Genomic DNA, 19,754 nt, shown 5'->3' on the forward strand with positions numbered 1-19,754 from the left:
GCGTGAGCTCAACAACCCGAGGTGGGAGGCTCGAACCGTAGGTCGCGCTCCTCGCCCGCGTCTACGCCGCGACCCTGACGGGGGGGCAGGATCCGCCGACGGCGTCCCCCGACCCGGGACATGGCCGCCACTGGAGTCCTCGCGCCGGTGACGGCGGACCCGGCCGGCGGAGCGGATCAGCGGTGACGCCCGCGGCACCGGCGCCGGTCCGGGTGCCGCGCGGCCCGGGAGCCCTCAGCCGAGAGCCGCCACCCGCTCGATCACGCCCTCGCCCAGCCGGGCGACGTACCCCTCCGGATCCGGCCCGGCCGGCGCCAGCTGCACGTGGTCGATCCCCAGCGCCGCGTACTCCTCCATCGCGCGGACGAAGCCGTCGGGGTCGCCGATCGGATCGCCGCCCCCGGTGATGGTCTTCGTGATCGTCGCGTAGTCGCGCCCGAGGTCGTCGCAGTGCCGCTTCAGCACGTCGAGCTTGTGCGCCACGTCGTCCGCGCCGGTGCCGAACAGGTTGCAGGCGTCGCCGTACTGCGCGACCAGCCGCAGCGTCTTCCTCTCTCCGCCGCCGCCGATGAGGATGGGCGGGCCGGGCTGCTGGATCGGCGCCGGGTGGTTCAGCGTCTCGGCCAGCCGGTAGTGCGTCCCCTCGAACGGCCCGTCGTCATCGCTCCACATCTGACGGCAGATCCGCAGCGTCTCCTCCAGCCGCTCGAACCGCTCCTTCAGCGGCGGGTAGGGCACGCCGAGCCCGAGGTGCTCGCGCTCGTACCAGGCGGCGCCGATGCCGAGCATCGCGCGCCCGCCGGAGAGCACGTCGAGGGTGGTGACGATCTTCGCGAGCAGTCCCGGATGGCGGTACGTCACGCCGGTGACGAGGAGCCCCAGCCGCATCCGCTCCGTCCGGCCGGCGACGAAGCCGAGCGAGGTGTAGCCCTCGAGCATCGGATCCTCGCTCGTCGCGAAGTGCTCCATCTGGAAGTAGTGGTCCATCAGCGTGAACCAGGCGCAGCCGACGTCCTCGGCCGTCCGCGCGGTCGCTCCGAGGATCGGCGCGATCCCCGCGCTTCCGCCCGGAAGGGTGAAGTTCATGAAGTGAATGCCGAGCTGCACGCGCGTCTCCTGTCGTCCCGGGATGTCCAGGAGCCAGTGTGCGCCGAGCCACCGCTCAACACGCCGACGCGGCCGCCTCTGAGCGGCGTCTCATCCGTTCCGCGGCGTCTCGGCCGATCGCACCGCCGAGGGGCGGCCGCCCTCACTCGCAGACGCGGAAGCGGTTCCGATCGAACCCGACGACGTCGCCGACGGCGAGCTGGCGCCCGCGGCGCAGATCCACCTCGCCGTTGACGGTCACCATCCCCTCGGCGACCGCCTCCTTGGCCTCGCCGCCCGAGAGGATCCCCGCGAACTTGAGGAACTGGCCCAGGCGGATCGACCCGCCGCCCAGCGGGACGTCGACGGGCTCGGGAACGGCAGCGGCGCCTGTCACGTCAGACCGCCGGGATGTCGGCGAAGCGCGAGAAGTGGCCGTGGAAGCCCACGGTCACCGTGCGGGTCGGGCCGTTGCGGTGCTTGGCGACGATGAGGTCGGCCTCGCCCGCGCGCGGGTTGTCCTTCTCGTAGGCGCTCTCGCGGTGCAGGAGGATCACCATGTCGGCGTCCTGCTCGATCGAGCCGGACTCGCGGAGGTCCGAGATGGCGGGGAGCTTGTCGGCGCGCTGCTCGGGGCCTCGGTTCAGCTGCGAGAGCGCGATGACCGGCACCTGCAGCTCCTTCGCGAGGAGCTTGAGGGCACGCGAGAACTCCGAGACCTCCTGCTGGCGGCTCTCGACCTTCTTGCCGGAGGTCATCAGCTGCAGGTAGTCGATGACGACCATCTTCAGCCCGACCCGCTGCTTGAGCCGGCGGCACTTCGCCCGGATCTCGACGAGGGTCATGTTGGGCGAGTCGTCGATGTAGAGCGGCGCGTCGTTGATCCGGCCGCGGGTGGAGGCGATGGTCGTCCAGTCGCGCTGGTCGACCGTGCCCTTGCGCATGTGCTGCAGCGGCACGGACGCCTCGGCCGAGAGGAGGCGCATCGCGATCTCGCTGCGCCCCATCTCGAGGGAGAAGAAGATCGTGGCCATGTTGTGCTTGATCGCGGCGGCACGGGCGAAGTCGAGCGCCAGCGTCGACTTTCCGAGCGCGGGGCGCGCGGCGACGATGATCATCTGCCCGGCGTGGAAGCCGTTGGTCAGGTCGTCGAGGTCGGCGAAGCCGGTGGGGACGCCGGTGAAGCTGCCGTCCTTGTGAGCGGCCGCCTCGATCTCGTCGATCGCGACGGTCACCGCGTCGGTCAGCGGGACGTAGTCCTCCGCCGTCTCGGAGCCGGTGACGTTGTAGATCTCGGCCTGCGCCGTGTTGACCAGGTCGAGCACCTCGCCCTCGCCCTGGTAGCCCATCTGCGCGATGCGGGTGCCCGCCTCGACGAGGCGGCGCAGCAGAGCGCGCTCGGCGACGATGGAGGCGTAGTACCCGGCGTTGGCCGCGGTGGGGACCATCGAGGTGAGCGTGTGCAGGTAGTCGGCGCCGCCGGCCCGCTGCAGCTCGCCCTGCTTCGTGAGCTCGTCGGTGACCGCGATGACGTCGGTCGGCTCACCGTGCGAGTAGAGGGCGAGGATCGCGTCGAAGACGATCTCGTGCTTGGGGATGTAGAAGTCGGTGCCCTTGACGCTCTCGACGACGTCGGCGACCGCGTCCTTCGAGAGCAGCATGCCACCCAGCGCCGACTGCTCGGCGAGGAGGTCGTGCGGAGGGGTCCGCTCGTTCCCGCGCGACTCGCCGCGGTCTCCGCGACCGTCCCGTCCTTCCGAGCCGGGTACCGCCAGGTGCGCGATCGTCATGCCTTCGCCTCCTCCTGTCGGGTGCTGCGCGTCCGGTCGAGCCGGTGCCGGGATCCGGTCTACCAGCGACCTCCGACAGCGGCGCACGGGCGCCTGCCCGCACCCCTCGCGGGGCGCTGCGCCACCCTACGGACCGCCGCCCGCGGCACGCAAACCGCCCTGTGGAGAGAGCTGTGCAGAACCGAGGGGAAACGCCGGGCCCACTGTGGGCAACGTGTGGACAACCCTGTGGGATCAGCGGCCCTCAGCAAGTTTTTTCCGGCTCTTGACCAGGCATTTCCTGCTTTCCACAGGTGTGTGGGGAAAAGAGTCTCAAGACCACAGTGAAGGTTGGTCCCGCCGGAGGGTGTATGTGGATGGAGCTGTGGAGAACGGGAACGACGAAGGGCGGTGCGAGGGGACTCGGAAGTCCCGTCGCACCGCCCTCCGCGGCGTTCTCGCGGCCTTACTTGGCCGCGACCACCTGCAGCTTCACAGTGGCCTGGATGTCGTCGCGCAGACGCACCACGGCCTCGTGCTCGCCGACGTGCTTGATCGCGTTCGAGATGACGATCTTGCGCTTGTCGAGCTCGCCGAATCCGGCCGCCGCCACCGCGTTCGCGATGTCGGAGGTCTTCACCGAGCCGAACAGGCGGCCGTCCTTGCCGGCCTTGACCGTCAGCTTCACGCGGTTGGCCTCGAGGACCTGCTTGGTGTGCTGGGCCTCTTCGATGGTCTTGTGCTCACGAGCGGCTCGCGCCGACTTGATCTGCTCGACCTGCTTCTCGCCACCGCGGGTCCACGCGACGCCGAAGCCCTGCGGGATGAGGTAGTTGCGGGCGAACCCGTTCTTCACGTCGACGACGTCGCCGGCCGAGCCGAGTCCGTCGACCTCGTGGGTCAGGATGACCTTGGACATACCGTTACCTACCTTCCGCTGCCGGCGTAGGGCAGGAGCGCCATCTCGCGGGCGTTCTTGACGGCACGGGCGATGAGGCGCTGCTCCTGAACGGAGACGCCGGTGATACGACGGGCGCGGATCTTCCCGCGCTCCGAGATGAACTTGCGGAGGGTCGCGACGTCCTTGTAGTCGATGACACCCACGCGGACCGACTTCGCGGGGGCCGCGTTCTTCGCGCCCTTGCCGCGGATCGGCTTGCGGCGGTCGCCGCTGCTCTTTCCAGCCATAGTGGTTTCCTTAGATTCTGGTTCGCCCCTGCCCCGCCGCGAGCGATCGCGGTGCAGGGGAGGCGTGATTCAGGTGAGGAGAGCGTCCGAGCCGAGGCTCAGAACGGCGTCTCGTCGTTGTAGCTGCCCGGCGTGCTCCACACGTCGCCACCGGCGGGAGCGCTCGGCGCCCACGGCTCCTCGGCCTGACCGCCACGGTTGCCGCCGGCGTTGCCGGAGCCCCCCTGACCGCCGCCGCCGAAGCCGCCCTGGCCGCCGCCGATCTGACCGCCGTTGCCCTGGCCGCCACCGGCCTGGCCGCGTCCGCCTCCACCGGAGGCGCGCGTGACCTGCGCGGTCGCGTAGCGCAGCGAGGGCCCGATCTCGTCGATCTCGAGCTCGATGCTGGTGCGCTTCTCGCCTTCCTTCGTCTCGTAGGAGCGCTGCTTGAGGCGGCCGGTCGCGATGACGCGGCTGCCCTTGGTCAGCGTTCCTGCGACGTTCTCGGCGAACTCGCGCCAGACGGAGGCGCGGAGGAACAGCGCTTCGCCGTCCTTCCAGTCGTTCGCCTGACGGTCGAAGGTGCGCGGCGTGGAGGCGATGGTGAAGTTCGCGACCGCGAGCCCGCCCTGCGTGTAGCGCAGCTCGGGGTCGGCGGTGAGGTTCCCCACCACGGTGATGATCGTCTCGCCGGCCATGAGCGCTACGCCTTGGGAGCGGCCGAGGCCTTGGCAGCCTTGCGGGCGGCCTTCTCGTCGGCGAGCTTCGCGGCGGCAGCGACCTGGGCGATGCCCTCTTCGGCCCGCAGCACCTTGGTGCGCATGACGGCCTCGGACAGCTTCAGCTGACGGTCGAGCTCGTTCGCTGCGGCGGAGGTCGACGTGAAGTCGACGACGGCGTAGATGCCCTCGGACTTCTTGTTGATCTCGTACGCCAGACGACGGCGGCCCCAGACGTCGACCTTGTCGATGGATCCACCATCGGTGCGGATGACGTTGAGGAACTTGTCGAGACTCGGAGCGACGGTGCGCTCATCGATCTCGGGGTCCAGGATGACCATGATCTCGTACTGATGCGTCACTAACCCACCTCCTTCGGACTGAACGGCCACGGTATTTCCGTGACAGGAGGGTATGTAGCATCTGCCCACTCCCGCGGACGCGAGTGCGTCTGGTCGTGGACAACCTGTACAGACTACAACAGGACCGCCGCGACGCGCCGGACGGATCCGCTCGAGGCGCACCATCCCGGGCGCAGGGCGAGGCGGGCACGGGGCCCGGCTCAGCGCCTCAGCGCGACGCCCACCACTCGCGGAGCCGCTGCGTCGCGACCTCCTCGCCGAGCGGACCCTCCTCGAGCCGCAGCTCCAGCAGGAACCGGTACGCCTGCCCGACCTCGGGGCCCGGGGCGAGGCCGAGGATCTCCATGATCCGCGTGCCGTCGAGGTCGGGGCGCTTGGAGGCGAGCTCCTCCTTCTCGGCGAGCTCCGCGATGCGCGCCTCGAGGTCGTCGTAGGCGTGCGCGAGCCGGTCGGCCTTGCGGCGGTTGCGCGTGGTCACGTCGGCGCGGGTGAGGATGTGCAGCCGCTCGAGCAGCGGCCCGGCGTCGGTCACGTAGCGGCGCACCGCGGAATCGGTCCACGCGCCGTCCGTGTACCCGAAGAAGCGCAGGTGCAGCTCGATGAGGCGGGCCACGTCCTTCGTCGTCTGGTTGTCGAACTTGAGCGCGCGCATCCGCTTGATCGCGAGCTTGGAGCCGACCAGGTCGTGGTGGTGGAAGCTCACCGCTCCGCCCGGCTCGAGACGCCGCGTGGCCGGCTTGCCGATGTCGTGCAGGAGGGCGGCGAGCCGCAGCACGACGTCGGGGGCGGCTCCGGGGTGCCGCGACTCCTCCAGCGCGATCGCCTGCTCCAGCACGGTGAGGCTGTGGGTGTAGACGTCCTTGTGGTGGTGGTGCTCGTCCTGCTCCAGGCGCAGCGCGGGCAGCTCCGGGAGGAAGCGACCGGCCAGACCGGTGTCGACGAGCAGCTCCAGGCCGGCTCGGGGCGAGGCGGTCGCGAGGAGCTTCCGCAGCTCCTCCTGCACGCGCTCCGCCGAGACGTCGTCGATCCGGCCGGCGAGCTCGGCCATCGCCCACTCGACCTCGTCGGTGGTGCGGAAGCCGAGCTGCGAGGTGAAGCGCGCGCCGCGGAGCATCCGGAGCGGATCGTCGCCGAAGGAGAGGTCGGCGGGGGAGGGGGTGCGCAGCCGGCCGGCGAGCAGGTCCTCCACTCCTCCCGAGGGGTCGACGAGGACGACCTCCGGGAGCCGCAGCGCCATCGCGTTGACCGTGAAGTCGCGCCGCACCAGGTCGCCCTCGAGCGAGTCGCCGAACTCGACCTCGGGCTTGCGGCTCACCCCGTCGTAGCTGTCGCTGCGGTAGGTCGTGATCTCGACCGTCTCGCCGGCCACGCGAGCGCCGATCGTGCCGAAGGCCCGGCCGATGTCCCAGTGCGCCTCGGCGATCGGAGCGACGATCCGCACGATGTCGTCGGGGCGCGCGGAGGTGGTGAAGTCGAGGTCGTGCACGCCGTGGCCGAGGAAGGCGTCGCGGACCGGGCCGCCGACCAGCGCGAGCTCGTGGCCCTGGGCTGCGAACGCCTCCGCCAGCCGCGCCACCGTGGGCGTCCCCGCGAGCGCGCGGAGGGTCTCGAGAGCGGTCTGGACGCTGTGCATTCGCACGATCCTAGTGGCGGGGGGTGTCCCGGCAGCGGGTGACCGTGCCAGGGGGTTACGCGGGGGAACCGCCTGCACAGCGGACGCACCGCCTGCCCCGAGGAGGGCTGCCCGTAGAATCACCCGCATGGAGGCCGAGTGAGTCCGATGCATCGGCGCGACCCCTCCCTCCGCTCCCGCCGCTCGCGGGCGGCCCTCCTCCTGCTCCGCTCGGCAGGTGCCGCCGCCCTCGCGCTCGGCCTGACCGGCGTGGCCTCCCCCGCCCTCGCGGCCCCGGTCGCCGCCGCGACGGCGACCTCGACGCCCGCTCCCGGCACCGTCACCACGACCGCCGGGGCCGGCAGTGACGGCGTCCTGCGGCCCGGCCAGGACCTCGAGCTCTCGATCGCCGTGCGCAACGGCACCACCGAGGCGATCGACAGCGCCGACGTGACGGTCGCCCTCTCCTACGCCACCCTCGACACCCGCGCGGAGCTGCACGACTGGCTCGACGCCGAGGCCGACAACGACACCGACCCGGTCCGTGCGACCGCCCAGCTGCGCCTGCTGCCCTCCAGCACCGCCGAGGCCGGCCTCACCGTGCCGGTCGACCAGATCCCCTTCTCCAACGACCGGACCGCGCTCGGCACCCACGCCGTCCTCGTCACGGTCACCGGTCCGGGTGGTGTCGTCTCGACCGCCCGCACGGCCGTCGAGCTGACCGACGACGCGGCGGTCCCGGAGCGAGAGACCGGGGTCAGCGTCCTCGTCCCGCTCACCGTCCCGGACACGGCCGACGGCCTGCTCTCGGCCGAGGCCCTCGCCGACTACACCGACGGCACGGGGACCCTCACCCGGCAGCTCGACGCGGTCGCGGGGAAGGGCGTCACGATCGGGGTCGACCCGCGCATCCTCGCCTCGATCCGCATTCTCGGCAGCGCCGCTCCGGAGTCGGCCCTCGACTGGCTCGACCGGCTGCAGTCCGTGCCGAACGAGCGCTTCGCCCTGCCGTACGCCGACGCCGACGTCTCGGCCCAGGCGCAGGCCGGGCTCTTCGCGCTTCTCTCTCCCACCTCCTTCGAGTACGCGATCGACGACACCCGCTTCGCCGCGGTCCCCGGCACCGCCAGCCCGGCGCCCACGGTCGCCGTCGACTCCGACCAGCCGGCCGAGGAGCTGCCGGCGCGTCCGAGCACCGAGTCGCTGCTCGCCTCCGACTGGAGCACCTCCCTCGGCAGCGTCGCCTGGCCCGACGAGGGCACCCTCCGCGGGTCGGACCTCGACGTCTACGCGGCCAGCGGCATGAACCGCACGGTCGTCCCCTCCTCCGGTCTCCTGCTGCCTGAGGAGGTGACCACGACCTCGCGCGCCACCGTCGGCGACTCGGACCTGGTCGTGGCCGACTCGCGCCTCACCGAGGCGTTCGACGCGGCCGCCACCGCCACCGACGACACCGAGTGGCGCGCCCGCATGTCCGAGATCGCCACCGATCTCGCCGAGGTGCAGGAGGAGGGGACCGCGCCGGACGTCGTGCTCACCCTCGGCCGCGGCTCGGCGATCGGCGCCGCGCGCCTCTCCGAGACCCTCGACGCGATCGAGTCGCTGCCCTGGGCCCGCGGAGTCGCCCTCTCCACCGCCCTCGCCGTCCCCGCGACCGAGGGCGCGAGCGTCGTCGACTCGCCGGAGTCGGAGTCGCGGCTCGACCGGGTGCGCGACCTGCTCGACGCCGGCTCCGAGGTCGAGGCGTTCTCCTCCGTGCTGCAGGAGCCGGAGCTGCTCTCGGGCAAGAGCCGCAACGACGTGCTGGCGCTGCTCTCGGTGACCTGGCGCGGAGACGGCAGCGGCTGGGGCGACGCCGTCGGCGCGGCCATGACCGAGGCCGACCGGACGCTCTCGCTGGTGTCGATCGACGCGACCGGCAGCATCCTGCAGGTCTCCCGCGACTCGAGCATCCCCGTGTACGTCCGCAACGAGCTCCCCTGGCCGATCGCCGTCCGCATCCAGGCCTCGACCTCGAACGCCGTCCTCGACATCGACGAGGAGGCGATCGAGACCACCGAGATCGACGCCCGCTCGCAGGGCCGCGTCCTCATCCCCGTGAAGGCCCGGGTCGGCAACGGCGAGACGAGCCTCGGCCTGCAGCTGACCTCGGCGCAGGGCGTCCCCATCGGCACCCCCACGGGCATGACGACCAGCGTCCGCGCCGACTGGGAGACCGTCGGCACCCTGGTCATCGGGATCGCGCTCGTCGTCGTCTTCGGAGCCGGCATCCTCCGCAACATCCGCCGTCGCCGTCGAGGCGACACCCCTGAGGACGAGGAGGACCCGAACGCCGTGCTCGAGGTCCAGCCCGATCTCGACGACCAGCGATCGGACCCGCGTGGCTAGCTTCTCCCTCGGACGCGCGAGCGCCGTCCTCGCCTCCGGCACGATGGTCTCGCGGATCCTCGGCTTCATCATGTCGATCGTCATGGCGAACACGATCGGAGCCGCGGTCGCGCCGGGCGCGGACGCCTTCACGACGGCGAACCTGCTCCCCAACACGATCTACTCGATCATCGCGGGCGGCGCTCTGAACGCCGTCCTCGTCCCGCAGATCGTGCGGGCGGGCCTCGACGCCGACGGCGGCCGCGGCTACATCAACCGCCTGCTGACCCTGGCGCTCGGCCTGCTCCTGGTGACCACGATCGCCGCCACGGTCCTCGCTCCCCTGCTCGTGCGCCTCTACGCGCCCGGCTACGGACCGGAGCAGTACCAGCTGGCCGTCGCCTTCGCGTTCTGGTGCCTGCCGCAGGTCTTCTTCTACGGCCTCTTCACGATCCTCGGCGAGGTGCTCAACGCCCGCGGCTCGTTCGGCCCCTTCACCTGGGCGCCCGTGCTGAACAACGTCGTGGTGATCGCCGGGCTCGTCGCCTTCATGGTGCTGTTCGGCGCCGATCCGGAGGGGAACCGTCCGGTCGACTCGTGGTCCCCGGCGATGGTCACCCTCCTCGGCGGGAGCGCGACACTGGGAATCGTCGTCCAGTCGCTGTTCCTGATGATCTTCTGGCGGAGGGTCGGCCTCAGCTACCGCCCCGACTTCCGCTTCCGGGGCGTCGGCCTCGGCACGGCCGGGCGGATGTCGCTGTGGTCGTTCGCCACGGTGCTGCTGACCATCGTCGCCGGCATCGTCGAGAGCCAGGTCTCCTCCACCGCGTCCGGCGAGGGGCCCTCGGCCGCGGCGCTGCAGAAGGCGTGGCTGATCTTCATGCTGCCCCACTCGGTCATCGCGATCTCGATCGCCATGGCCTACTTCACCAAGATGAGCGGCCACACCGCACGGGGGGAGATGAAGGAGTTCCGCTCGGACGTCTCCACCTCGCTCCGCCTGGTGCTGATGATGCTCGTCTTCGCCGCCGCCGCGATCGTCGTGGTCGCAGTGCCGTTCGGCTCCGTCTTCACCGACTCGTTCGCGGACGCGCAGGCCATCGGAGCGATCGCCATGGCCTACGTGATCGCCCTGCCGCTGTTCTCCTCGATCGCCATCATGCAGCGCGCGTTCTACGCCCTGAGCGACGGAGCGCGGCCGTTCCTGTTCACCCTGGTGCAGGTCGTCGTGGCGGTCGCCGGGTACCTGATCGTGCTCCGGCTCCCCGCCGACCGCACCGCTGTCGGCATCGCCGCTGCGACCTCGCTCGGCATCTGCGTGCAGGCCCTCGTGGCGGCCCTCCTCCTGCGCCGCCGGCTCGGCGGCCGCGGAGGCAGGCGGATCCTCGTCAGGCTCGCGCAGTTCGTCCTCGCCGCGGTGCCCTCCGCCGCCGCCGGCTACGGCGTCCTGGTCGCCCTCGGCGGCACGCGCGCGGGCGGTTTCGCCGTCTCGAACTACCTGGAGCCGCTGCTCTCGATGGCCGCGATCGGCACCGTGATGGCGCTCGTCTACTTCGCGGTCCTCTGGTTCCTCCGGGTACCGGAGCTGCGCGCCGTCCTCGCTCCGGTGATCCGCCGACTCGGCCGCTGATGCTGCTCCGGTAAAAGCCAGGTCAGATCGCATTTCCTGGGCTGCTGCATCGAGCGGCGCATGGCGCGACCGGCACTCCCGGGCCCGCGGAATAGTGCCCGCCTAGGATGTGTTGTAGCCCACGGAGCCGCGGAACGATTCGAGCGACCGGCTCCGGGTGCCCGGCTCCCGCCCCATCCGTCACCGCTCGTACAGACCCCGAGGAGTTGCCGTGCGCGACATCGTCATCATCGGATCCGGCCCCGCCGGCTGGACCGCCGCCATCTACGCGGCGCGCGCCGAGCTGCACCCGGTGGTCGTGGCCTCGTCGGTCGAGATCGGCGGCGACCTGATGAACACGACGGACGTCGAGAACTTCCCCGGCTTCCCCGACGGCGTCCTCGGCCCCGAGCTGATGACCTCGATGCAGGCGCAGGCCGAGAAGTTCGGCGCCGAGACCTTCTACGACGACGTCACCTCCCTCGATCTCGAGGGTGAGATCAAGACCGTCCATCTCGGCTCCGGCGAGAGCATCGAGGCGAAGACCGTCGTCGTCGCGACCGGATCCGCCTACCGCAAGCTGGGCCTCCACGATGAGGACCGCCTGTCGGGACACGGTGTCTCGTGGTGTGCCACCTGCGACGGCTTCTTCTTCAAGGGGAAGACCATCGCCGTCGTCGGCGGAGGCGACTCCGCCATGGAGGAGGCGACCTTCCTCACCAAGCACGCCGCGAAGGTCTACGTGATCCACCGCAAGGACTCGCTCCGCGCCTCGAAGGTCATGCAGAAGCGCGCCTTCGACAACGACAGGATCGAGTTCATCTGGAACGCCGAGGTCACCGGCATCACCGGCGAGAACCACGTGGACGGCGTGAAGCTGCGCGACACGGTCGACGGCACCGAGTCCCAGCTCGACCTCGACGGCCTGTTCATCGCGATCGGCAACGACCCGCGCACGCACGTCGTGCACGGCAAGCTCGACCTCACCACCGAGGGCACCATCTCGGTGGTCGGCCGCTCCTCCCAGACCTCCGTTCCCGGCGTCTTCGCCGCCGGCGACGTGATCGACCCGACCTACCGTCAGGCCGTCACCGCCGCGGCATCCGGAACGGTCGCCGCCCTCGACGCGGAGCACTACCTCGCTTCGCTCGCCGATGGCACCGCCCACACCGAAGGCTCACCCCGGGCCGAGCTCATCACCCGCTGACCGTCCGGTCATCGCACATCGGAGCCGGCAGCCCGCCGACTCGTGAAGGAGAGAACACCATGTCCACCGCGAAGAGCGTCAGCGACGCATCGTTCCAGTCCGACGTCCTCGACTCCGAGAAGACCGTCCTGGTCGACTTCTGGGCCGAGTGGTGCGGCCCCTGCCGCATGGTCGCACCGATCCTCGACCAGATCTCGGCCGAGCACGGCGACAAGATCGAGATCGTCAAGCTGAACGTCGACGAGAACCCGCAGACCGCCGCGAAGTACCAGATCACGTCGATCCCGGCGATGAAGGTGTACCAGAAGGGCGAGGTCGTGAAGACCGTCATCGGCGCCAAGCCGAAGCCGGCCCTCGAGGCCGACCTGGCCGCGTTCCTCTGAGTTCGCACTCCTGACCGCCCTCTGCGGTCTCCGAGAGCCCCTGTCACGTCGTGACGGGGGCTCTCCTTGTTCCGGGCTGTTTCACGTGAAACAGCTGCTGGGGCGCAGGCCACGATCCCTGCGGTGGCGCCCGACCGCCCCGCCGCAGCACAGGACCGGCCGGTACTGTGGATCCACCCGGCTCCGGCCGGAGAGACCCTGTCCACCGAGCGAAGCGGAACCATCGTGACCAACCGCGGCACCAACCTCGACCCCTGGTACAACTCCTATGCGGAGCGCACGGCCGGTCTGGCCGCCAGCGAGGTCCGAGCCCTGTTCGCCGTCGCGTCACGCCCCGAAGTGGTCTCGCTCGCCGGCGGCATGCCGTTCGTGTCCGCGCTCCCCCAGGACCTGGTGACCGGCGCCATCGACACCGTGATGCGGGAGCAGGGGCCCGTCGCGCTGCAGTACGGGTCGGGCCAGGGCGTCCCCGTCCTGCGCGAGCAGATCCTCGACGTCATGGCCCTCGAGGGCATCTCCGCCAGCGCGGACGACATCGTGGTCACCACGGGCTCTCAGCACGCCCTGGAGCTCGTTTCGAAGCTGTTCCTGGACCCGGGGGACGTCGTCCTCTCCGAGGGCCCCAGCTACGTCACGGCGATGGTCATCTTCCGGTCGTACCAGGCCGAGGTCGAGCACGTCCCGATGGACGAGCACGGGCTCATCCCCGCCGCCCTCCGCGAGCACATCGCCCGCGTGCGCGCCGCCGGCAAGACGATCAAGTTCCTGTACACGATCCCCACCTTCCACAATCCCGCGGGCGTGACCCTCAGCTGGGAGCGCCGCGTCGAGATCCTCGAGATCTGCAAGTCCGAGGGAATCCTCGTGCTCGAGGACAACCCGTACGGCCTCCTCTACTTCGAGGACGTCCCGCCGAAGGCGATGCGCTCGCTGGAGGAGGACGGAGTGATCTACCTCGGCACGTTCTCGAAGACGCTCGCTCCCGGCTTCCGGGTGGGCTGGGCTCTCGCTCCGCACGCGATCCGCGAGCGGCTGATCCTCGCCAACGAGGCGGCCGTCCTCAGTCCGTCGTCCTTCAGCCAGCTGGTCATCTCGAAGTACCTCGAGACGGCCGACTGGCGCGGACAGATCGACACCTTCCGCGGCGTCTACCGCGAGCGGAAGGAAGCGATGCTGAAGGGCCTGCAGACCCATCTGCCCGGCCTCAGCTGGACGAACCCGAACGGCGGCTTCTACGTCTGGGTCACGCTGCCCGAGGAGCTCGACTCCAAGGCGATGCTGCCGCGCGCAGTGAAGGAGCTCGTCGCGTACACGCCGGGCACTGCGTTCTACGGTAACGGAGACGGACGTCAGAACATCCGCCTCTCGTTCTGCTACCCGACGCCGGAGCGCATCGGTGACGGCATCCGCCGCCTCGCCACGGTCATCAACGGGGAGCTCGATCTGCTGTCGACCTTCGCGGGCACGGGCCGGCTGAGCAGCGCCGACGCGAGCAAGCGTGACGCCGTCCTGCCGCCGAACGTCTCCTGACACCGCTCCTTCGATAAGAAAGCCCTGGTCATGACCGATTTCTCTGTGCTCGACCGTACACTCGACATCGTCGTCATCAGCGGTGGCATCAGCCACGAGCGCGACGTCTCCTTGCGGTCGGGCCGTCGCGTGGCGGATCGTCTCTCCGCGATGGGCCACCGCGTCTCCCTGCACGAACCGGACGCCGGCCTCCTCTCGACGCTCCTGCAGAAGCGTCCGGACGTCGTCTGGCCCGCGGTGCACGGGGCGAGCGGTGAGGACGGTGCGCTCCTCGGGCTCCTCGAGGCGGCTGGCTTCGCCTACGTCGGCTCGCAGACGGACGCGGCGCGCCTGGCCTGGTTCAAGCCGACCGCGAAGACGCTCGTCGCTCGCGCGGGCTTCTCGACCCCGAGCTCCGTCACCCTCCCCCGCGAGACCTTCCGCGAGCTCGGAGCCGCCGGGATTCTGGAGCAGGTCGAGGCGCACCTGCCGGGCTCCCTCGTGGTGAAGCCCGCTCAGGGCGGTTCGGCCCAGGGCGTCAGCATCGTGACGGAGTCGTCGCAGCTCCCGCGAGCGATGGTCGAGGCGTACACCTATGGCGACGTCGTGCTCATCGAACAGCAGATCCAGGGGACCGAGGTCTCCGTCGGTGTTCTCGACCTCGGTGACGGTCCTTTCGCCCTGCCGCCTGTCGAGATCGCACCCGTCGCGGGCCAGTACACCTTCGAAGCGCGCTACAACGCGGGGGAGACGCACTTCTACACGCCGGCGCGGATCTCGCCGGAGATCACGGAGGAGGTGTCCCGCGTGGCCGTTGCGATCCACGAACTGCTGGGACTCCGCCACCTGTCGCGGCTCGACTTCATCATCGACGACGCTGGACTCCCCTGGTTCTTCGACGCGAACGTCCTTCCCGGAATGACCGAGACCTCACTCGTTCCCCAGGCCATTGAGGCATCCGGCCGCTACCTCGGCGACGTCTACTCCACCCTCGCGAAGATCGCTGCCTCCTGACCTTCACCGTTTCACGTGAAACGGTCCGCTGCGCGTACGCTCCTGGTCGAGTGGCTGCTGAGTTCTGAACGAGTGCTCGAATCCATTCCAGACGAGTAATTGCGCCGCGGCCGATCAGGACCCTCTATCGCCGCCTTCTCCCTACAATGCGGGTCGAGTAGCCGCTCAATAACGGGTCCACGTCTTCATCGGCAGACCAGTAGTGCCAACTCGGGGAAGAACCTGAGGCCGCGTATCGACTCCCACCAACGTTAGACATCTATTGCCGCGCCGGTTCACTATCCGCAGATCAGCGCGGAAAATCCCGCCCCCCGCCGCCACCTTTTCACCAGGCCCACGGGCATCCATCGCCACCTGGTCCTCGTCGTCATGCTGGTCGAGTAGACGCATTGCCGCGTATCGAGACCCGGCCACCCCCATTGGGTGCCTGGTGGGCGTTGCTTGGAGCGATGTATCCACGCCCACTGTCTGGCCATATCCGCAGACATACCGGTGAAGAGCAGTAGTGCGTCGAATCGAGGCTCACCACGATCGCCACCCGCGCCATCTTTGGGGAGACACAACATGGTCGATCGACGCTGATCGACACCAGGCACCCGTCGCCATGCTGGTCGAGTAACCACAACGCGACGTACCGAGACCCACGGCCCGAAGGGATCCCTTTAGCTTGGTTCTCCGACCTCAACTTCGCCTCGGGGGGGGTGGTGTCTCTATTCCGCTGGTCAGGCGAGCAATCTCTTTCGAGCATTGCGGTCGAAGTCGGTCCCACGAGGATCCGCATGGGCGTCCAATGTTCTCGGCAGGGGCGTTTCACGTGAAACGCCTCCGCAGCCGTTGGGTAACTTCGATCCAAAATGTTGCGCCCGTTGGAGCGAGTCGAGCCGACGAGGGCCTCCTCTCCTACATGACAAGCTCGTAGCTCTTCAATGGCTAGGCCGCCCTAGAGCGGACCGTTTCACGTGAAACGGCCCTTCCATCGCTTCTTTCAGTGCTCTCTAGGGGCGACCGCCGACGGGGTCCTCCGTCAAACCTCGGCGAACCCAGTCATCACATCTGCATCGATCCGCGAAAACGAAGCGATACTGCATTTCGTCTAAACTTGACCCCCCCGCCGGCCAATTTCTGGAGGCCCAGGAAGCGCTCCTCACCGGCGACTTGGGATGCACGGACAGCCGAGGGGGTCCTCATTTTAGCTGCCAACGTAGGAATGTTTCACGTGAAACATCGCGCACGCGAGTATCGGCGACGATGTCGTCGCCCTGGGCAGCGGAGAGCGCGACCGCGAACGACCCGTCCAGGCGCCCGTCCTGCGCCCGCCAGCGACTCACCGAACGCGACATCAACTCCGGAGGTCAACGAGGTCTGAACTCAGCCAACCCTAGATCCGGCGCTCCACTGCCATATAGGCGCATCGTGAGCTGCTCCATCCAGAGATCAATGCCCCAGATACCCGGCGATCGTCACCGATCGGCAATACCAGCCGTATTCTCAACCAGGACCGGAGTCAGCAGGGCCCCGCAGAACCTGGAACCACTTCATCGGACTGTACCGGTCAGAAGGGCCTATCAATCGGAGAGAGGACGACAACCGAGAATCCTCAGCTCACAAGGCATCTCGAAGATCGCCCCAAGCGTGCTGATCTGCGATCGCGGTGCCGACGAGGGGAGCGGATACCGCCACATCGGCGATTGCGGCCAAGAACACAGCGCGAGCACGCGCACGCCAGCCGCACGGCGAATCAGTGGCGGCCACTAGGCCGGCCACTACGGAGCGAGCGACACCTCGGTCGGCTCCCCGATCTCGGCGAGGATGCGGTTCAAGTCCTGGATGGTGGCGAAGTCGATGACCATCTGGCCCTTGCGAGCGCCCAGAGTGACCTTGACGCGCGTGTTCAACCGGTCGCCGAGGTGATCCGCGATCGACGAGAGGTGTCCGGAGTGCCCGCCCTGCTCCTCCACCACGGGACGCGTGGTCGTCCGCGGCGCCTTCATCTGCGCGGCGGCAGCCTCGGCGGCGCGGACGGACAGGTCCTCGTTGACGATCTTGTCGGCCAGGCGGCGCATCATCTCGACGTCGTCGAGCGACAGAATCGCGCGCGCGTGTCCCGCGGTCAGGACGCCGGCAGCGACGCGGGCCTGCACATCGGCCGGGAGGCGCAGGAGACGGAGCGTGTTCGAGATCTGCGGCCGAGACCGTCCGAGCCGCGTGGCCAGGGCCTCCTGGGTGATCCCGAAGTCGCTGAGGAGCTGCTGGTAGGCGGACGCCTCCTCGAGCGGGTTGAGGTCGGCGCGGTGCAGATTCTCGAGCAGCGCGTCGCGGAGCATGTTCTCGTCGGCCGTGTCCTTGACCACCGCGGGGATGGTGGTCAGTCCCGCGGCCTTCGAGGCGCGGAACCGGCGCTCACCCATGACGAGCTCGTACTTCGCTCTGCCGCGAGCCGTCACGGGCCGGACGACGATCGGCTGCAGCACTCCGAACTCGCGGATGCTGTGGACGAGTTCCGCGAGGTCGTCCTCGTCGAACACCGACCGCGGCTGCGCCGTGTTGGGGGTGATGTCGGCGAGGGGGAGTCGCGCCAAGCGCGCTCCGGGGACCTCGAGGAGCTCCTCGGCACGGGCCGAATCGCCGACCTGATCAGGGAAGAAGACGTCGACGGGCCGGGAGCGCGACTCGTCGCTGGTCGGGATGAGCGAGCCGATCCCCCGGCCGAGTCCCGTGCGCTTGGTCGCCATCAGCGTGCCTCTCCTTCGTGTGCCGTCTCGGGTGTCTTCCGGGCTCCGCGTCGTGCGATCTCGGCGGCCGCCTCCAGATACGCCAGCGAGCCGGACGACTGCGGGTCGTAGCTGATCACGCTCTGTCCGTAGCTCGGCGCCTCCGAGATCCTCACGTTGCGCGGGATCACCGCACGCAGCACCTCCTTCGGGAAGTGCTCTCGGACATCCGCTGCCACCTGCTGGGAGAGGTTGGTGCGGCCGTCGTACATGGTCAGGAGGATCGTCGAGACACCGAGGTTCGGGTTGAGGTGCCGCTCGATCAGGTCGATGTTCTTGAGCAGCTGGCTGAGCCCCTCGAGCGCGTAGTACTCGCACTGGATCGGGATGAGCACCTCGCGAGCGGCGACGAACGCGTTGATGGTCAGCAGACCGAGCGACGGCGGGCAGTCGATGAAGACGTAGTCGAACGGCTCGTCCATGGTGTCGAGCATGCGGTCGAGCGCACGGCGGAGACGCTGCTCGCGTGCGACGAGCGAGACCAGCTCGATCTCGGCGCCGGCCAGGTGGATGGTCGCCGGCACACCGTAGAGCGAGGCGAACTCCGGGCTCTTCTGCACGACGTCCGCGAGGGGAGTGTCGTTGACGATCACGTCGTACACGCTGGCCGTCTCGGCGCGGTGCTCGATGCCCAGGGCCGTCGACGCGTTGCCCTGCGGATCGAGGTCGATGACGAGCACCTTCGCCTCACCGCGGGCGAGCCCGGCGGCGAGGTTGACGGTCGTCGTCGTCTTGCCGACGCCGCCCTTCTGGTTCGAGATCGTGATGACGCGCGTCGACTCGGGCTTGGGCAGCGGCTGGGCGTTCAACAGTGCGCGCCGACGGGTCATGTCCGCGATCTCCCGGGCCAGGGGAGTCGAGGAATCGAAGCCTCCGGTCAGACCGGCGGAATCGGTTTGTTTCACGTGAAACCTTCGCTCAGCGAGTGGGACGGACATCAGCACCGAGGAGTCGACGGACGAGGAGTCGGGGGCTCACTGCGGCGTCGTGGCGATCAACCCACTGTAGCCCGGACGACCCTCGTCACCTCGGAGAGCACGCCGTCGCCGAGCACGACGACCTCGGGCGGGGAGAGCCGGAAACGACGGATCTGCTTGGCCGCCGCCTCGATCTCCTTCTCGGCGTTGATGCCCTTCAGCAGGACCAGCTCGCCTCCGGGCCGCAGCAGCGGCGCGGTCAGCGGGATCAGCTTCGAGAGGGCGCTGACCGCCCGAGCGGTCACCTGGTCGAGAGGCTCCGCGAGCTCCGCCTCTTCAGCACGGGCTCGAAGAACTGAGACATTCTCGAGTCCGAGTCCGTCCACCTGCTCCTGAAGCCAGACGACGCGACGCTCCATCGGCTCGATGAGCACGAAGCGGACGTCGGGCCGCACGATGGCGAGGACGAGCCCGGGAAGGCCCGCGCCACTGCCGACATCACCCACCAGTCCCGGACGCAGGAGAGGGGCCACCAGGGCGCTGTTGAGCACGTGCCGCGTCCAGAGACGGGGGAGCTCCAAGGGCCCGATCAGGCCGCGCTCCTCACCCTGGTCAGCGAGAGCTTCCGTGAACCGCCGCAGGAGGGGCAGGCGGTCGCCGGCGATCGCCGCAGCGGCTGCGGGCTCGGCCTCGAGGGTCGACTCCACGCCGTTCAGCCGCGGGTGATGACGGTGTGGCGCTCGCGCGCCTCGCCGCGCGACTCCGACACGAAGCCGCGCTCGCCCACCATGTCGTGGACCAGCTTGCGCTCGTACGACGACATGGGCGGGAGCGAGGCCGACGTGGCGCCGTCCTCGATCCGCTCGATCGCGCGGTCGACCAGCTGGGCGAGCTCCGCCTCGCGGGCGTCGCGGGAGCCGCCGATGTCGAGGATGAGGCGGGAGAACGCGCCGGTCTTCGTCTGGACCGCCAGGCGCGTCAGCTCCTGCAGTGCCTGGACGGCGTCGGGGCGGGAGAGCACCCGGAGGTTCGTGTCTCCGGAGGCGGTGACCGAGAGGTAGGCGCGGCCGTTGCGGACCTCGATGTCGATGTCGCCGTCGAGGTCGCAGATGTCGAGGAACTCCTCGATGTAGTCGGCGGCGACGTCGCCCTCGTCCTCGAGCTGCGAGAGCGTGGACTCGGGCGCCTCGTCGACGGCGGACGCGTCCACGTCCGCGGGTGCGGACGCGTCGTCGGTGATGGTCTGCATCGGATCGGTCATG

Annotated in this window: 18 protein-coding genes; 6 read left to right on the forward strand and 12 right to left on the reverse strand. The window is 69.4% G+C overall.

Translation table 11 applies throughout. The features are described 5' to 3' along the window. Positions 1 to 234 precede the first annotated feature (234 nt). From C5C30_RS03320 to C5C30_RS03355, 8 genes are all read right to left on the reverse strand, one after another. Positions 235 to 1,107, reverse strand: coding sequence for an LLM class F420-dependent oxidoreductase (locus C5C30_RS03320; RefSeq protein WP_181127373.1), 873 nt, complete (start codon positions 1,105 to 1,107; stop codon positions 235 to 237). A gap of 142 nt (positions 1,108 to 1,249) precedes the next feature. Then, complete coding sequence (locus tag C5C30_RS03325) at positions 1,250 to 1,483, reverse strand: RNA-binding S4 domain-containing protein (RefSeq protein ID WP_104247028.1); 234 nt, start codon at positions 1,481 to 1,483, stop codon at positions 1,250 to 1,252. Position 1,484: 1 nt separating this feature from the next. Beyond that, complete coding sequence (dnaB, locus tag C5C30_RS03330; protein WP_104260882.1) at positions 1,485 to 2,876, reverse strand: replicative DNA helicase; 1,392 nt, start codon at positions 2,874 to 2,876, stop codon at positions 1,485 to 1,487. Positions 2,877 to 3,321: 445 nt separating this feature from the next. Further along, positions 3,322 to 3,774 (reverse strand): 50S ribosomal protein L9, encoded by a 453-nt coding sequence (gene rplI, locus C5C30_RS03335; RefSeq protein ID WP_104222692.1) that lies wholly within the window; start codon positions 3,772 to 3,774, stop codon positions 3,322 to 3,324. A gap of 8 nt (positions 3,775 to 3,782) precedes the next feature. Then, on the reverse strand, positions 3,783 to 4,043 hold the full coding sequence (gene rpsR, locus C5C30_RS03340; RefSeq protein ID WP_055784551.1) for a 30S ribosomal protein S18: 261 nt from the start codon (positions 4,041 to 4,043) through the stop codon (positions 3,783 to 3,785). Between the two features lie 98 nt (positions 4,044 to 4,141). Next, positions 4,142 to 4,720, reverse strand: a complete 579-nt coding sequence (locus tag C5C30_RS03345) for a single-stranded DNA-binding protein (protein ID WP_104222691.1) — start codon at positions 4,718 to 4,720, stop codon at positions 4,142 to 4,144. A gap of 5 nt (positions 4,721 to 4,725) precedes the next feature. Beyond that, positions 4,726 to 5,103 (reverse strand): 30S ribosomal protein S6, encoded by a 378-nt coding sequence (gene rpsF / locus C5C30_RS03350; protein ID WP_068207796.1) that lies wholly within the window; start codon positions 5,101 to 5,103, stop codon positions 4,726 to 4,728. A gap of 208 nt (positions 5,104 to 5,311) precedes the next feature. Further along, entirely contained in the window at positions 5,312 to 6,736 is a 1,425-nt protein-coding gene (locus C5C30_RS03355) for a CCA tRNA nucleotidyltransferase (RefSeq protein WP_104250244.1), read from the reverse strand. A gap of 147 nt (positions 6,737 to 6,883) precedes the next feature. Between C5C30_RS03355 and C5C30_RS03360 the strand changes: the two genes are divergently transcribed. The 6 genes from C5C30_RS03360 (at position 6,884) to C5C30_RS03385 (ending at position 14,804) form a co-directional block, all read left to right on the forward strand. Then, complete coding sequence (locus tag C5C30_RS03360; protein ID WP_104333184.1) at positions 6,884 to 9,103, forward strand: DUF6049 family protein; 2,220 nt, start codon at positions 6,884 to 6,886, stop codon at positions 9,101 to 9,103. After that, complete coding sequence (murJ, locus tag C5C30_RS03365) at positions 9,096 to 10,712, forward strand: murein biosynthesis integral membrane protein MurJ (protein WP_258065775.1); 1,617 nt, start codon at positions 9,096 to 9,098, stop codon at positions 10,710 to 10,712. The genes C5C30_RS03360 and murJ overlap by 8 nt, the downstream gene beginning before the upstream one ends. Before the next feature lie 211 nt (positions 10,713 to 10,923). Then, positions 10,924 to 11,898: a thioredoxin-disulfide reductase gene (gene trxB, locus C5C30_RS03370; RefSeq protein ID WP_104333185.1), complete on the forward strand. Its 975-nt coding sequence runs from the start codon at positions 10,924 to 10,926 to the stop codon at positions 11,896 to 11,898. Positions 11,899 to 11,957: 59 nt separating this feature from the next. After that, positions 11,958 to 12,281 carry a thioredoxin gene (trxA, locus tag C5C30_RS03375; protein WP_104333186.1) on the forward strand — a complete coding sequence of 108 codons (324 nt, stop codon included), beginning with the start codon at positions 11,958 to 11,960 and terminating at the stop codon, positions 12,279 to 12,281. A gap of 198 nt (positions 12,282 to 12,479) precedes the next feature. Continuing rightward, the gene (locus C5C30_RS03380) at positions 12,480 to 13,811 is read left to right on the forward strand and encodes a PLP-dependent aminotransferase family protein (RefSeq protein WP_374952920.1); all 1,332 of its coding nucleotides are present in this window, start codon (positions 12,480 to 12,482) and stop codon (positions 13,809 to 13,811) included. 30 nt (positions 13,812 to 13,841) lie between these two features. Beyond that, positions 13,842 to 14,804 (forward strand): ATP-grasp domain-containing protein, encoded by a 963-nt coding sequence (locus tag C5C30_RS03385; protein ID WP_104333187.1) that lies wholly within the window; start codon positions 13,842 to 13,844, stop codon positions 14,802 to 14,804. Between the two features lie 1,763 nt (positions 14,805 to 16,567). On the opposite strand, the gene C5C30_RS03390 is transcribed toward C5C30_RS03385, so the two are convergent. From C5C30_RS03390 to C5C30_RS03405, 4 genes are all read right to left on the reverse strand, one after another. Next, positions 16,568 to 17,536, reverse strand: coding sequence for a ParB/RepB/Spo0J family partition protein (locus C5C30_RS03390; protein ID WP_104333188.1), 969 nt, complete (start codon positions 17,534 to 17,536; stop codon positions 16,568 to 16,570). Then, entirely contained in the window at positions 17,536 to 18,405 is an 870-nt protein-coding gene (locus tag C5C30_RS03395; RefSeq protein WP_104247021.1) for a ParA family protein, read from the reverse strand. The genes C5C30_RS03390 and C5C30_RS03395 overlap by 1 nt, the downstream gene beginning before the upstream one ends. Positions 18,406 to 18,569: 164 nt before the next feature. After that, positions 18,570 to 19,199 carry a 16S rRNA (guanine(527)-N(7))-methyltransferase RsmG gene (rsmG, locus tag C5C30_RS03400; protein WP_104268815.1) on the reverse strand — a complete coding sequence of 210 codons (630 nt, stop codon included), beginning with the start codon at positions 19,197 to 19,199 and terminating at the stop codon, positions 18,570 to 18,572. Positions 19,200 to 19,204: 5 nt separating this feature from the next. Beyond that, positions 19,205 to 19,753: a R3H domain-containing nucleic acid-binding protein gene (locus C5C30_RS03405; RefSeq protein ID WP_244229531.1), complete on the reverse strand. Its 549-nt coding sequence runs from the start codon at positions 19,751 to 19,753 to the stop codon at positions 19,205 to 19,207. Position 19,754: the final 1 nt, after the last annotated feature.

It is taken from the genome of Rathayibacter sp. AY2B5, from assembly GCF_002931645.1.
In the GTDB taxonomy this organism is placed as follows: domain Bacteria; phylum Actinomycetota; class Actinomycetes; order Actinomycetales; family Microbacteriaceae; genus Rathayibacter.